12 protein-coding genes are annotated in these 13,827 nt (G+C 69.1%); 8 read left to right on the forward strand and 4 right to left on the reverse strand.

Annotation, left to right across the window (positions count from 1 at the left end; genetic code table 11):
• Window positions 1-7: 7 nt before the first annotated feature.
• A complete protein-coding gene (locus ABEA33_RS15860) occupies window positions 8-1,195 on the reverse strand; it encodes an acyl-CoA dehydrogenase family protein (RefSeq protein WP_345527793.1) in 1,188 nt (395 codons plus the stop codon).
• Between the two features lie 100 nt (window positions 1,196-1,295).
• Between ABEA33_RS15860 and ABEA33_RS15865 the strand changes: the two genes are divergently transcribed.
• The 4 genes from ABEA33_RS15865 (at window position 1,296) to ABEA33_RS15880 (ending at window position 4,695) form a co-directional block, all read left to right on the forward strand.
• Window positions 1,296-2,474: a 3-ketosteroid-9-alpha-monooxygenase, oxygenase component gene (locus ABEA33_RS15865; RefSeq protein ID WP_345527794.1), complete on the forward strand. Its 1,179-nt coding sequence runs from the start codon at window positions 1,296-1,298 to the stop codon at window positions 2,472-2,474.
• A gap of 3 nt (window positions 2,475-2,477) precedes the next feature.
• On the forward strand, window positions 2,478-2,771 hold the full coding sequence (locus tag ABEA33_RS15870) for a hypothetical protein (protein ID WP_345527795.1): 294 nt from the start codon (window positions 2,478-2,480) through the stop codon (window positions 2,769-2,771).
• Window positions 2,772-2,776: 5 nt separating this feature from the next.
• Entirely contained in the window at window positions 2,777-3,877 is a 1,101-nt protein-coding gene (locus ABEA33_RS15875; RefSeq protein ID WP_345527796.1) for a 2Fe-2S iron-sulfur cluster-binding protein, read from the forward strand.
• A 155-nt stretch (window positions 3,878-4,032) separates the two neighbouring features.
• The gene (locus ABEA33_RS15880) at window positions 4,033-4,695 is read left to right on the forward strand and encodes a hypothetical protein (protein WP_345527797.1); all 663 of its coding nucleotides are present in this window, start codon (window positions 4,033-4,035) and stop codon (window positions 4,693-4,695) included.
• Between the two features lie 85 nt (window positions 4,696-4,780).
• Here the strand turns inward: ABEA33_RS15880 and ABEA33_RS15885 are convergent, their stop codons facing one another.
• Window positions 4,781-5,458: an MBL fold metallo-hydrolase gene (locus ABEA33_RS15885; protein ID WP_345527798.1), complete on the reverse strand. Its 678-nt coding sequence runs from the start codon at window positions 5,456-5,458 to the stop codon at window positions 4,781-4,783.
• A 2-nt stretch (window positions 5,459-5,460) separates the two neighbouring features.
• Window positions 5,461-6,171, reverse strand: coding sequence for a maleylpyruvate isomerase family mycothiol-dependent enzyme (locus tag ABEA33_RS15890; protein ID WP_345527799.1), 711 nt, complete (start codon window positions 6,169-6,171; stop codon window positions 5,461-5,463).
• Between the two features lie 143 nt (window positions 6,172-6,314).
• Here ABEA33_RS15890 and uvrA point away from each other — a divergent pair, with 143 nt between their 5' ends.
• The 3 genes from uvrA to ABEA33_RS15905 all read left to right on the forward strand — a co-directional run bounded on the left by uvrA (window position 6,315) and on the right by ABEA33_RS15905 (window position 10,407).
• Window positions 6,315-9,380: an excinuclease ABC subunit UvrA gene (gene uvrA / locus ABEA33_RS15895; RefSeq protein ID WP_345527800.1), complete on the forward strand. Its 3,066-nt coding sequence runs from the start codon at window positions 6,315-6,317 to the stop codon at window positions 9,378-9,380.
• A 99-nt stretch (window positions 9,381-9,479) separates the two neighbouring features.
• Window positions 9,480-9,896: a Rieske (2Fe-2S) protein gene (locus tag ABEA33_RS15900; protein ID WP_345527801.1), complete on the forward strand. Its 417-nt coding sequence runs from the start codon at window positions 9,480-9,482 to the stop codon at window positions 9,894-9,896.
• A 25-nt stretch (window positions 9,897-9,921) separates the two neighbouring features.
• Window positions 9,922-10,407 carry a Rieske (2Fe-2S) protein gene (locus ABEA33_RS15905; RefSeq protein WP_345527803.1) on the forward strand — a complete coding sequence of 162 codons (486 nt, stop codon included), beginning with the start codon at window positions 9,922-9,924 and terminating at the stop codon, window positions 10,405-10,407.
• Here ABEA33_RS15905 and ABEA33_RS15910 read toward each other — a convergent pair.
• Entirely contained in the window at window positions 10,400-11,695 is a 1,296-nt protein-coding gene (locus ABEA33_RS15910) for a tetratricopeptide repeat protein (RefSeq protein ID WP_345527804.1), read from the reverse strand. The two genes, ABEA33_RS15905 and ABEA33_RS15910, sit on opposite strands and share 8 nt — an antisense overlap.
• Window positions 11,696-11,811: 116 nt before the next feature.
• Between ABEA33_RS15910 and uvrC the strand changes: the two genes are divergently transcribed.
• Window positions 11,812-13,824: an excinuclease ABC subunit UvrC gene (gene uvrC, locus ABEA33_RS15915; RefSeq protein ID WP_345527805.1), complete on the forward strand. Its 2,013-nt coding sequence runs from the start codon at window positions 11,812-11,814 to the stop codon at window positions 13,822-13,824.
• The last annotated feature ends 3 nt before the right edge of the window (window positions 13,825-13,827 follow it).

Here is a 13,827-nt window from a genome sequence, read left to right on the forward strand (position 1 = left end):
TTTGAATTCAACGCCGTGCTGCGGGGAGGCCGAGGCCGACGTACCCGATGATGTCGCGCTGGATCTCGTTGGTGCCGCCGCCGAACGTCATGACGAGGGCGGAGCGGTAGAAGCGCTCCAGGCGACCGGCGAGCACCGCGCCCTCGGAGGCTCCCGTGATGCCGGCGTTGGGCCCGACGATCTCCATCAGTGACCGGTAGACCTCGGTCGCGAGCTCCGAGCCGTAGATCTTGGTGGCCGACGCCTCGGCGGGCGACAGGTCGACCCCGGCGTCGGCGTCGGCGGCGAGCTTCCAATTGATGAGCGCGAGTGCCGTCGTCCGTGCGTGCGCGCGGCCGAGCGCGATCTGCACCCACTCGGAGTCGATCACCCGCTGGCCGTCGGGGTTCTTGGTCTCCTGCGCCCAGCGCCGGACCGTGTCGATCGAGTAGGTCAGCGGCGCGGCTGAGGTGAGCGCGACCCGCTCGTGGTTGAGCTGGTTGGTCATCAGCGACCAGCCGCCGTTGAGCTCGCCGACCAGGTTCGCCGCGGGGACGCGGACGTCCTCGTAGTACGTCGCACTGGTGCTCACGCCGGCGACGGTGTGGACCGGGGTGTAGGAGAAGCCGGGGGAGTCCGCGGGCACCAGGATCATCGACAGGCCCTTGTGGCGGGGCAGGTCGGGATCGGTGCGGCAGGCCATCCAGAGCCAGTCGGCGTACTGGATGAGCGACGTCCACATCTTCTGGCCGTTGATCACCCACTCGTCGCCCTCGCGGACCGCACGGGTCTTGAGCGAGGCCAGGTCGGTGCCGGAGCCGGGCTCGGAGTAGCCGATGGAGAAGTGCAGCTCGCCCTTGAGGATGCGGGGGAGGAAGTAGTCCTTCTGCTCATCCGTGCCGTAGCGCATGATCGTCGGACCGACGGTGTTGAGCGTCAGGTAGGGGATCGGTACGCCGGCGATGGCGGCGACATCGGTGAAGATCAGCTGGTCGACCATGGACCGCGCCTGTCCGCCGTACTCCTTCGGCCAGCCGATGCCCAGCCAGCCGTCGGTGCCGAGCTGGCGGATCACCTTCTTGTAGACCGCGTCGTCGCCGAACTCACCGGTGGCGGCGGCCAGGCCGGCCTTGACCTCGGGGGTGACCAGGGCGGCGAAGTACTCGCGGAGCTCCTCGCGGAGCCTCTCCTGATCGGGCGTGAGGGCGATGTACATCTGCAGCTCCCGGTGGGAAGGGTGAGGGGCGACTGGAATCGGCGTCCCAAAAACTATAACCTGTTCTCGTTTTGGTCCACCTGTTGTCTGGAGGCACGCCATGAGCGACACCACCACGAGTGTTCGAGCGCTCGACCACGGCACCCCGCCCGAGCGGTTCGCTCGCGGCTGGCACTGCCTGGGCCTGGCCGACACGTTCCGGGACGGCAAGCCCCACGGCATTGACGCCTTCGGCGGCAAGATCGTCGTCTGGGCGGACAGCAAGGGCGAGATCAACGCGCTCGACGGCTACTGCCGCCACATGGGCGGCGACCTGACCCAGGGCGAGGTCAAGGGCGACGAGATCGCCTGCCCCTTCCACGACTGGCGCTGGGGCGGCGACGGCAAGTGCAAGGCGATCCCCTACGCGCGGCGGGTGCCGCTGCGCGCGCGGACGCAGCGCTACGAGACCGCGATCGTCAACGACCAGCTGCTGGTCTGGCACGACGCCGAGGGATCGAAGGCCGACTACGACATCCTCCCGCTGCAGCTGCCCGGCCTCGCCGAGGGCGAGTACACCGACTGGGTCTGGGTGGCCGAGGAGATCGAGGGCTCGCACTGCCGCGAGCTGATCGACAACGTCGTCGACATGGCGCACTTCTACTACGTGCACTTCGCGTTCCCGACGAGCTTCCGCAACGTCTTCGAGGGCCACATCGCGACCCAGTTCATGGAGTCCAAGGGCCGCCCCGACAAGACCGGCGGGTACGGCGACGCCGAGCTCTTCCTCAAGTCCGAGGCGACCTACTACGGACCGTCGTACATGATCAACTGGCTCGACACCGACTACAAGGGCTTCAACACCGAGGTCGTCCTGGTCAACTGCCACGTGCCGACCGGGCCGAACTCGTTCCGCCTGCAGTACGGCATCACCGTCAAGAAGCCCGAGGGCCTCGACGACAAGACCGCCGACTTCATCGCCAAGAAGTACGCCGAGATGTTCGGCAGCGGCTTCCTCCAGGACGTGCACATCTGGAAGAACAAGGTGCCCGTCCAGAACCCGCTGCTGTGCGAGGAGGACGGCCCGGTCTACCAGCTGCGTCGTTGGTACGAGCAGTTCTACGTCGACAAGGCCGACATCGCGCCCGAGATGGTCGAGCGCTTCGAGTTCGAGGTCGACACCACGAAGGCGAACGAGTACTGGCAGGAGGAGGTCGCCGACAACCTCCGCAAGAAGGCGGAGGAGGAGTCGGCGAGCAGCGAGCCGGCCGACTCTCCCCAGATGATGTCGGGCACCTGAGCCATGCCCTCCTTCGTCCCCACCAGTGCCGACACGATCGAGGACCAGCGCCTCTACACGGCGGCCCGGCTGGTCGAGGTCGCCTGCCTGGACTGCCTCGCCCGGGTGGGTGTCAAGAAGAACAGTGAGCACCACACGTCGATCCAGTGGACGACTGAGGCGCGCCGGCACTGCCCGGAGCTGGCCCGGCACACCAGTCCACGCGACATCAAGGAAGGCTGTCCGCGTCTGCTGTCGAGCATCGACGCCGCCGTACGCGACGGGCAGATCCCCATCGGAGCCGAGGACGGTTACTAGAGCTTATGTCCGACGATGCGTTTGAGCTGAAGGTCGTGGACGTGGTCGAGGAGACCGCGGACGCGCACTCCATCTCCTTCGAGGTCCCCGCCGGTGCCGAGGAGCAGTTCGCCTACAAGCCGGGGCAGTTCCTGACCCTGGCGGTGCCGAGTGACCAGACCGGCGTCGCCGCGCGCTGCTACTCGCTCTCCAGCAGTCCGGTCGGCGGTGGTCCGCTCACCATCACCGTGAAGCGCACGGCCGAGGGCTACGCGTCGAACTGGGTGTGCGACCACCTGCGCGAGGGCGACAGCATCCACGTGCTGCCGCCGAGTGGCATCTTCACGCCCGCGTCGTTGAGCGCCGACCTGCTGCTCTTCGCCGGCGGCAGCGGCATCACGCCGGTCATCTCGATCGCGCGTACGGCGCTCGATCAGGGCACCGGCCGGATCGTGCTCTTCTACGCCAACCGCGACGAGAGGTCGGTGATCTTCGGACGCGAGCTCGCCACACTCGCCGCCGAGCACCCGGACCGGCTGATGGTGGTGCACTGGCTCGAGTCGGTGCAGGGGCTCCCCAGCCAGGACCAGATGCGCGCGTTCGCATCGGCGTACTCGTCGTACGACGCCTTCGTCTGCGGCCCGGCGCCGTTCATGAAGATGACGATCGCCGCCCTGAAGGAGCTGGAGTTCCCCCGGGAGCGGCGGCACCAGGAGAAGTTCATCTCCCTTGGCGGCAACCCGTTCGGCGACCTGCACGACAAGGAGGTCGCAGAGCACGAGATCGAGGACGCCGAGAGCGACCCCGACGACGTGACCGAGGCCGCCCCGGGAGGCCCGGGACCGGAGGGGCCCGTCAAGCTCGAGGTCGAGCTCGACGGCGAGAACTACACGTTCGACGACTGGGCGCCCGGCACCAAGCTGCTCGAGCACCTCGAGGCCAAGGGCATCAAAGCGCCGTACTCCTGCCGCGAGGGGGAGTGCTCGGCGTGTGCCATCCGGCTCATCGAGGGCGAAGTCAAGATGCTGCACAACGACGTCCTCGACGACGAGGACATGGCGGAGGGCATCCGACTCGGCTGCCAGGCTGTCCCGGTGACGGACACCGTGAAGGTGACCTACCACTAGCCGCGGAGCCGTCGGCTTGGCGGATCGTTCTGCAAGGTTCGCGCAAGAATATGTGGTCTAGTCAGGCGGATCTTTCGGTACCTAGAGGTATGAGGCTGATCTCTTCAGGGAAGTTCCAGCTCTACGGAGCTCACTGACTGACAAGGGAAACCGCCATGTATCTCGGACTGTGCCTGATCAGCGTGATCGCCGTGGTGTGGGCGATCACCGCCATGCCCTCTCGGCCCCGGGTCGAGACCGTCCGTCCCCGTGATCTCGAGCGCCGCGACGCGCAGCTCCGGGCCTGTCCCGACCGCGTGACCAAGGCCGACGTGGACCGCGCGCTGCGTGCCTATGCGCTCCCCGATCCGACGATCGCTCGGGTGCTCGGCACGGCCGCCGAGCGTGGCATCAGCGCCCGCACGATGTGGTGCTGGATGGACCGCTTCGGCGTCGACAAGCTGGTGCTGGCCCTCGACGCCGACGTCGCCGAGCGGCGCCTCAACCGTTACCTCGATGCCGGCACCACGCCGGACTGGGCCTCGATGTCGGTCTTCGCGGGGCTCAACAACGACGTCCGTCCCGGCGCCATGCCGCTCGACGAGATCCTCGACCTGGATGTCGTACCGAACTCCGACGAGCTCCGCTTCGACCTGTCCGAGTGGGAGACCCCGGACCTCCCGGCCGTCACCATCACCGACGTCGACCTGAGCCAGTTCGACCATTTGCCGCCGATCTTCGACCCAGGTCTGCCCGTCATCCGGTCGGCGATGCCGCCCGCCGACCGGACCTCCGACCGCCGTGCCGGCGGCGACGACAACTGGCCGCGGGTCGCCTGACACCGCTGCCCGCAATCTCGCCGATTGGTCCCCAACCGCAGAGACGGGGCGCCGGGATCTGCGGTTGGTGACCAACCGCATCCCCTCACCAACCGCGCGAACGCCACTCCGGCAGGGCGGCCCGCTCCGCGCCGAGCGTCGAGTCGCCACCGTGTCCGGGGTAGAACCAGGTGTCGTCGGGCAGCGTGTCGAAGATCTTCGACGAGACCTCGTCGATCAGCTGGGCGAACGCATCCTTGTCGCCGAAGGTGTTGCCCACGCCGCCCGGGAAGAGTGAGTCGCCGGTGAAGAGGTGCGGGTGGCCGTTGTCGTCACGATAGAGAAGCGCGATCGAGCCCGGCGTGTGCCCGGCGATCGCGATCACCTCGAGGGTGGCCTCGCCGACGGTGATCGTGTCCCCGTGAGCGACGGTGCGGGTGACGGGTACGCCGGTCTGCTCGGTGATCGCCGCGGCGTCGGGTGCGCCGGCGACGACCTCGGCACCGGTCGCGGTCACGATGTCGGCCAGGGCTCGGTGGTGGTCCCAGTGCTGGTGCGTGGTGACGACGGCCTGCAGACCGCGGCCGCCGATGAGCGGCAGCAGGGTCTCGGCCGAGTCGGCCGCGTCGATGAGCACCTGGTCGCCGGTGTAGTCGCAGCGCAGCAGGTAACAGTTGTTCGACATCTTCGGGTCCACGGCGACCTTGGTGATCGTCAGGTGGGCGAGGTCGCGTACGGCGGCGTCGCCGCCCGGCTGTACGTCGCCGGTGTAGTCGTCGGTCATGGTCACCACGTTCCGATCTGCGGCAGGGTGCCGCTGTCGCTGGTCAGTCCCTCGCCCGTGCCTCGGCCGGTGAGCCACCAGCCGAGGTCGGCCCCGGAGCCGGATACGGTCGGTCCTCCCTCGCCGAACCTCCAGGTGCGGTCGAGGTCGGTCGCTCGGGCATGGAAGGAGCTGTCGGCCGAGACGCCCTTCTCGCTCCGTCCGTCGAGCATCAGGAGGACGTACGCCGCCGACCAGTCGCCACGACTGTAGGCGCACGCCAGGTCGGCGTGGTGGATCTCGACCTCGCCGAGCCGCATCAGGGGCACGTCCCCCGCGGTGAAGGTGCGGCCTCCGGGCACCCGGTCGATGGTGGTGTCCCACTGGTCGTCGGGCACCGCGTCGAGCGCGTCGGCCAGGTCGGTGGTCGCGCCCAGGAGCCGGTTGCGGATCACGGACGGGGTCGCGCTGCCCAGCTTCGCGATGTCGTCGTCTCGGGCCTGCTGTGACGCGTACATCGAGACGCGCTCTCCCTCGACGATGCCGCCCAGCGCGCCGGCCAGCCCCTCGGCGTTCAGGGACAGATGGGCGAGGACGTGGCCGCGGGTCCAGTCGGGGAGCCCGCTCGGCGCGCCGTACTCGTGGTCGGCGATGGAGTCGGCGGTCCGGATCAGCCGCCGGGTCGCCTCGGGGAGGAGGCGCTCCATGATGGCCTGGCTGTTCTGCTCGGGCATGAGCCCATCCTGCCCGACGACCCACCCCCGAGGGACTGTCGGCTCCCCGTGAGATCGTGGGGAACACCGGCGCGTCCGAGGTCGTTGTCCTCACCTTGTGCCGGTTAGGATGACGAACACATGTTCGAAGACGAGGGGTAGCAGTGATCGATCAGCTCATCATCCGAGGGGCTCGGGAGCACAACCTCAAGGACGTGTCGATCGACCTTCCCCGCGACTCGCTGATCGTGTTCACCGGGCTCTCCGGCTCGGGCAAGTCGTCGCTTGCGTTCGACACGATCTTCGCTGAGGGCCAGCGGCGGTACGTCGAGTCGCTGTCGGCGTACGCCCGCCAGTTCCTCGGCCAGATGGACAAGCCCGACGTCGACTTCATCGAGGGTCTGTCGCCCGCGGTCTCGATCGACCAGAAGTCGACCTCCAAGAACCCGCGATCGACCGTCGGCACGATCACCGAGGTCTACGACTACCTCCGCCTGCTCTACGCGCGAGCGGGTCGACCGCACTGCCCGACCTGTGGTGCGCCGATCGAGCGCCAGACGCCGCAGCAGATCGTCGACAAGATCCTCTCGCTCGAGGACGGCCGCCGCTTCCAGGTCCTGGCCCCGGTGATCCGCGGCCGCAAGGGTGAGTACATCGAGCTCTTCAAGCAGCTCCAGACCCAGGGATTCTCCCGGGCCCGGGTCAACGGCGAGACCTACGGCCTCGACGAGCCACCCAAGCTGGACAAGCAGAAGAAGCACACGATCGAGGTCGTCGTCGACCGGCTCGCGGTGAAGGAGTCCTCGAAGCGTCGACTCACTGACTCCGTTGAGACCGCGCTGCAGCTGGCCGGCGGGCTGGTGCTCTTCGACTTCGTCGACCTGGACGCCAAGGACCCGGGTCGAGAGCTGCGGTTCAGCGAGAAGATGGCGTGCCCCAACGAGCACGCCATCGACACCGACGAACTGGAGCCGCGGTCGTTCTCGTTCAACTCGCCGTTCGGCGCCTGTCCCGCCTGCCACGGCCTCGGCACCCGGATGGAGGTCGACCCCGAGCTGGTGGTCCCCAACCCGCAGGCGACGCTGGGCGAGGGCGCCATCCAGCCCTGGAGCCAGGCCCACGTCGCCGACTACTTCCTGCGGCTGATGGGCGCCCTCGGCGAGGAGCTCGGCTTCGACCTCAACACGCCCTGGCAGGACCTCTCCACCAAGCAGCAGAACTCCGTCCTGGACGGCCACTCGACCAAGGTGCACGTCGTCACCCGCAACCGCTACGGCCGCCAGCGCGCCTACTACGCCGAGTTCGAGGGCGTCCGGCCCTACATCGAGCGCCGGCACCGCGAGGCGGAGTCCGACACCAGCCGGGAGCGCTTCGAGGGCTTCATGCGCGAGGTGCCCTGCCCGGCGTGCGGCGGCAGCCGGCTCAAGCCGGTCTCGATGTCGGTGACCCTCGGCGGATCGATCCAGGACGGCGGCAAGAACATCGCCGAGGTCTGCCGGATGCCGATCAACGAGACGGCCGACTACCTGCGCAGCCTCGAGCTGACCTCCCGCGAGCGTCAGATCGGGGAGCGGGTGCTCAAGGAGATCCAGGAGCGCCTCAACTTCCTGCTCGACGTCGGCCTCGACTACCTCTCGCTGGACCGGCCGTCCGGCTCGCTGTCCGGCGGCGAGGCGCAGCGAATCCGGCTGGCGACCCAGATCGGTGCCGGCCTGGTGGGCGTCCTCTACGTCCTCGACGAGCCGTCGATCGGCCTCCACCAGCGCGACAACCACCGGTTGATCGAGACCCTGGTCCGGCTGAAGGACCTCGGCAACACCCTGATCGTGGTCGAGCACGACGAGGACACGATCAGGGTCGCCGACTGGGTGGTCGACATCGGTCCCGGCGCTGGCGAGCACGGCGGACAGGTCGTCCACAGCGGCAGCGTCGACGACCTGCTGACCCACCCCGACTCGATGACCGGGCAGTACCTCTCCGGACGCCGCGAGATCCCGGTCCCCGCCGTACGACGCCCGCGCACGACGGGCCGCGAGCTCACCGTCCACGGTGCCCGCGAGCACAACCTGCAGGACGTCGACGTCTCCTTCCCGCTCGGCCTGTTCGTGGCGGTGACCGGAGTGTCCGGGTCGGGCAAGTCGACGCTGGTCAACGACATCCTCTACACCTCGCTGGCCAAGCAGATCTACAACGCGCGCGCGGTCCCCGGCCGGCACCAGAAGATCACCGGCCTCGAGCACGTCGACAAGGTCATCCACGTCGACCAGTCGCCGATCGGCCGCACCCCGCGGTCCAACCCGGCGACGTACACCGGGGTCTTCGACCACGTCCGCAAGCTGTTCGCGTCGACCCCCGAGGCGAAGATGCGCGGCTACCTCCAGGGCCGGTTCTCGTTCAACGTCAAGGGCGGCCGCTGCGAGGCGTGCGCAGGCGACGGCACGATCAAGATCGAGATGAACTTCCTGCCCGATGTCTACGTCCCGTGCGAGGTCTGCCACGGTGCGCGCTACAACCGCGAGACGCTCGAGGTACACTACAAGGGCAAGACCATCGCCGAGGTGCTCGACATGCCGATCGAGGAGGCCGCCGAGTTCTTCGCCGCGGTGCCCGCGATCGCCCGGCACATGAAGACGCTCGTCGAGGTCGGCCTCGGCTACGTCCGGCTCGGTCAGCCGGCGACCACTCTCTCCGGTGGTGAGGCGCAGCGGGTCAAGCTCTCGTCGGAGCTGCAGAAGAGGTCGACCGGTCGCACGGTCTACGTGCTCGACGAGCCCACGACCGGCCTGCACTTCGAGGACATCCGCAAGCTGCTCCTGGTGCTCGGCCGACTCGTCGACCAGGGCAACTCGGTGCTGGTGATCGAGCACAACCTCGACGTCATCAAGACCGCCGACTGGCTGATCGACATGGGGCCCGAGGGCGGCTCGCGCGGTGGCCTGGTCGTGGCGGAGGGGACCCCGGAGACCGTGGCGGCGACGCCAGCGAGCTACACGGGCCAGTTCCTCGCGCCATTGCTGGAGGGTCGGGCAGCCAAGCAGCCCGCCCGCAAGGTCGCGCCCAAGAAGGCGCCGGTCCCGCCGCCGACCACCAAGGCTGCCAAGAAGGCAGCTGAGAAGGCAGCTGAGAAGGCCGCAGTGAAGAAGGCCGCCGCGAAGAAGACGGCTGTGAGGAAGGCTCCGGCGTCGAAGTCCCCGGCGAAGAAGGCGGCCGCGAAGCGCGCGGCCAGCTGACCACGCCGGTTCTCACAGAACTCTCATCGGCTGCGCACAGCGATCCGAGGTTTCCCTGGCTAGGGTGAAACTTCAACGACACCAGCTGAGAGGACCACCGTGAGCATCGACGGGATCACCCGCCGCAAGACGTTGACCGGAGTTGCCGCCGTGGGCGTGGGGGTCCCGCTGCTCGCCGCGTGCGGCGGCGACGGCTCCGGCGACACCGCTACGGAGCCGCCGGCCGCGGGCGAGGAGCTCGGGTCGACGTCGGAGGTCCCGGTCGGTGGCGGCAAGGTGTTCGGCGACCAGAGGATCGTCGTGACCCAACCGACCGACGGTGACTTCAAGGCGTTCTCGGCGGTCTGCACCCATCAGTCCTGCCTGGTCTCCCAGATCGCCGACGGCACGATCGACTGCCTGTGCCACGGCAGCAAGTTCTCGGACCAGGACGGCTCGGTCGTCAACGGCCCCGCGACCTCGGGGCTCGCCGAGGTCACCATCAAGGTCGACGGCGACACCATCAGCACCGCCTGACGGCGGTCCTTCTCGGGAGTAGCGCATGACGGACGCAAGCATGACCCGGCGACACACCCTGACCGGAGCGGCCGTCGTGGGCGTCGGGCTCCCCTTCCTCGCCGCGTGCGGTGACGACGGCGGCACCGCGACCGATCCGGCCGCGAGCCCGAGCGCAAGCGACTCGGGTACGCCGTCGGCCACGCCCTCGGAGACGGCCAGCGCCGCGGGCTCCGAGCCAGCGGCCGACGCCCTCACCAGCACCGGCGCCGTGCCGCAGGGCGGCGGCAAGATCTTCGCGGACGAGCAGGTCGTGGTCACCCAGCCGACGGCGGGGGAGTTCAAGTGCTTCACCGCGGTCTGCACGCACCAGGGCTGCGTGGTGTCGAGCGTCGAGGACGGCTCCATCAACTGCGCCTGCCACGGCAGTAGGTTCTCGATCGCCGACGGGTCGGTCGAGAACGGGCCCGCGTCGTCGCCCCTGAGCGAGGTGCCGATCTCGGTGCAGGGGAAGTCGATCAGCCTCAGCTAGCTCCGGTCGTGGTCGGCTGAGCCGCCGTACGCCATCTCCGGTCGCGCGGGGACTCGCGCCGGTCCAACCGGTCGTCCAGCAGCTGCCGGGCCTCGTCGAGGCGACCGGACCGCAGCAGTGCGGAGATGTGGGCCTCCTCGATGACCTCGCGCTGGGCGTCCGATCCGCCCAGGCGCCACGTCTGCGCATCGAGAGCGGAGAGCTGGTCGGCGGCCGCGCTGTAGCTGCCGGTGGCCATGCTGCGCAGTGCACGCGCCAGCGGAGCGACGACCTCCCGGTGGGTGGGGTGGTCGTGGCGTGCGGCCCACGCCTCGAGGTCGCCGAGCGCGACCGCGTCGTCCTGCGCGAGATGCAGCACGGCGGCGTGCATGGCCAGGAACGGCGTCGCCGGGTGCCGCAGGGTGGAGTCCGGCGTCGCGTCGGCGACGGCGCGCATGGCGGGCACATCGTGGGCGTCGGGCGTCAGCGCCCAGCGGAAGAGCAGCGAACCCGTGTCGACGAGGGCACGGCACCCGAGCGCGCCGTCCGGTCGGAGCTGCGAGTCATAGCGCCGGCGTACGGCGTCCAGGTCGCCGAGCGAGAGCTCGTGCAGCGCCGCGTGCCAGGAGAAGTGGCTGAGGCTGTCGGTGGCGGCGCCGTCGCCGCGCACCCACTCGTCCATCCAGGCGAGGCCGGCGCCGTGGTCGCCGGTCTCGTAGTGCGCGTGCGCGCGGGCGTGCGCCGAGTGCCCGGCCGCGGGCTCCTCGGCCAGGGAGCGGCAGGAGAGATCCATGGCCTCGTCGAAGCGGCCCTGCTCCTGGCGGATGAAGGCGAGCAGGCCGGTGAACCACCAGTCGTCGCCGTACGCCGGGATCGCCCGCTCCACGATCTCCCAGGCCTGTGACGGCACCTCGGTCACGCCGGCGAACGCGATCGTCGGGACTGCGGTCGACAGCAGGACGGCGTCACGCGGGTAGGTCTCGAGGTGCCGGATGAGTGGTCGGGAGTCGCCGGTGAGGTGAGAGGCGACTGCCTGCACATGGCTGCGTTCCCGCTCGGTGGTGCGCGCGGCGAGCGTCAGTGCGTCCCTCATCCGCGAGTCGACATCCACGGCGACACACATCTCGTGACCGAGGAGCGCCAGCGTCGCGTGTCCCAGTGCGAACGTCGGGTCGAGGGCGAGCGCGGTCGCCACTCCCTGCTCGGCGCCGCTGCTCAGTCGGAGCAGCCCCTCGACGCCTCGGTTGAAGGCGGAGGCAGCTTCGGGGGAGCAGGTGAGCTCGTAGCCGTAGGGGTCCCGACATCGCATGAAAGGATACTAAGGCACTTGACATAAATCTGTTGGATTCGGTCCGACCCGTCGGCCGGTGTCGGGCATGTGACCGTCGGGCAGTGACTGTCGGCATGGGCCCGTAGGGTTGTGGCGTGCCTCCTGCTCCGCCCCCGCGCTCGTCTCGAGGCCCGCTGTCCTACCGTCCCGAGCCCGGCTCGATCCCGACGCTGCCGGGGGTCTACCGGTTCCGTGACCCGAAGGGCCGGGTCATCTACGTCGGCAAGGCGAAGAGCCTGCGCCCCCGACTCTCCTCGTACTTCCAGGACGTCGGCAACCTGCACCCGCGCACCGCCACCATGGTCACCACCGCCGCGAGCGTCGAGTGGACGACCGTGAAGACCGAGGTCGAGGCGCTTCAGCTGGAGTACTCCTGGATCAAGGAGTTCGATCCGCGGTTCAACGTGAAGTACCGCGACGACAAGTCCTACCCGTGGCTCGCGGTGACCGTCGGCGAGGAGTTCCCGCGGGTGATGGTCGGCCGCGGCGCCAAGCGCAAGGGCACCCGCTACTTCGGGCCGTACGGACACGCCTGGGCGATCCGCGAGACCGTCGACCTGCTGCTCCGGGTCTTCCCGATGCGGTCGTGCAGCAACGGTGTCTTCAAGCGCTCCAGCCAGATCGGCCGGCCCTGCCTGCTCGGCTACATCGACAAGTGCGCCGCCCCGTGCGTGGGCAACGTCACCGCCGAGCAGCACCGCGAGATCGTCGACGACTTCTGTGACTTCATGGCCGGCCAGACCACGGCGTTCGTGCGCCGCGTCGAGAAGGAGATGTACGCCGCCTCGGACGCGCTCGACTTCGAGAAGGCCGCTCGCCTGCGCGATGACCTCGGCGCCCTCAACAAGGCGCTCGAGAAGCAGGCCGTGGTGCTCGGCGACGGCACCGACGCCGACGTCATCGCGCTCGCCGAGGACCCGCTCGAGGTGGCGGTGCAGATCTTCTACGTGCGCGGCGGCCGGATCCGCGGTCAGCGCGGCTGGGTCGCCGACCGCGTCGACGAGGGCGGCACCGACAAGCTGATCGACGACTTCCTGCTCCAGCTGTACGCGGGGGCGACGGCCGACGAGATCCCGCGCGAGATCCTGGTGCCGGCGCTGCCGCCGGACGTGTCGACGTACGAGACGCTCCTCAGTGACCTGCGCGGGTCCAAGGTCGCGATCCGGGTGCCGCAGCGTGGCGACAAGCGGACGCTGCAGGAGACCGTCGCGCAGAACGCGGCGCAGTCCCTGATGCTGCACAAGACCAGGCGCGCGAGCGACCTGACCACCCGCAACCGCGCGCTGGAGGAGATCCAGGAGGCGCTCGGGCTGGACGAGGTGCCGCTGCGCATCGAGTGCTACGACGTCTCCAACCTCCAGGGCACCGAGGTGGTCGCCTCGATGGTGGTCTTCGAGGACGGTCTGCCCCGCAAGGGCGAGTACCGCCGCTTCGTCATCCGCGGAGTCGACGGCCAGAACGACGTCGCGTCCATGGACGAGGTCATCACCCGTCGGTTCCGTCGGCTGCTCGACGAGCAGGCCACCAGCACGGAGGTTTCGGGAGACAACGGACCGATGCTGGTCGACCCCGAGACCGGCCGCCCGCGCAAGTTCGCCTACGCTCCCGGGCTCGTCGTCGTCGACGGTGGGCCGCCGCAGGTCGCCGCCGCCCAGCGGGCTCTCGAGGAGCTGGGCATCGTCGACATCCCCGTGTGCGGCCTCGCGAAGCGCCTCGAGGAGGTGTGGCTGCCGGGTCAGGAGGACCCGGTCATCCTGGCTCGGTCCAGCGAGGGGCTCTATCTGCTGCAGCGGATCCGTGACGAGGCGCACCGCTTCGCGATCACCCACCACCGGTCCCGCCGGTCGAAGTCGATGGTGGAGAGCCTCCTCGACGGCGTACCCGGCCTGGGAGAGGTACGCCGCAAGACGTTGCTCAAGCACTTCGGCTCGCTGAAGAAGCTGCGCGCCGCGTCGATCGAGGAGATCGCCATGGTCCCGGGCATCGGGGAGCGGACCGCCACGGCGATCAAGGACGCCGTTGCCGAGCAGGGTGCGGCCGGGACCGGTCACACTGGGACTCGCATCGTCAGCGTCAACACCGCCACCGGCGAGATCGAGGAGGACTAGCGC

The organism is Nocardioides endophyticus (genome assembly GCF_039543845.1).
GTDB lineage: Bacteria > Actinomycetota > Actinomycetes > Propionibacteriales > Nocardioidaceae > Nocardioides > Nocardioides endophyticus.

Coding starts and splice junctions, on each gene's coding strand:
- ABEA33_RS15860 (WP_345527793.1), bottom strand. CDS start 1,195: ATGTACATCGCCCTCACGCCCGATCAGGAGAGGCTCCGCGAGGAGCTC.
- ABEA33_RS15865 (WP_345527794.1), top strand. CDS start 1,296: ATGAGCGACACCACCACGAGTGTTCGAGCGCTCGACCACGGCACCCCG.
- ABEA33_RS15870 (WP_345527795.1), top strand. CDS start 2,478: ATGCCCTCCTTCGTCCCCACCAGTGCCGACACGATCGAGGACCAGCGC.
- ABEA33_RS15875 (WP_345527796.1), top strand. CDS start 2,777: ATGTCCGACGATGCGTTTGAGCTGAAGGTCGTGGACGTGGTCGAGGAG.
- ABEA33_RS15880 (WP_345527797.1), top strand. CDS start 4,033: ATGTATCTCGGACTGTGCCTGATCAGCGTGATCGCCGTGGTGTGGGCG.
- ABEA33_RS15885 (WP_345527798.1), bottom strand. CDS start 5,458: ATGACCGACGACTACACCGGCGACGTACAGCCGGGCGGCGACGCCGCC.
- ABEA33_RS15890 (WP_345527799.1), bottom strand. CDS start 6,171: ATGCCCGAGCAGAACAGCCAGGCCATCATGGAGCGCCTCCTCCCCGAG.
- ABEA33_RS15905 (WP_345527803.1), top strand. CDS start 9,922: ATGACGGACGCAAGCATGACCCGGCGACACACCCTGACCGGAGCGGCC.
- ABEA33_RS15910 (WP_345527804.1), bottom strand. CDS start 11,695: ATGCGATGTCGGGACCCCTACGGCTACGAGCTCACCTGCTCCCCCGAA.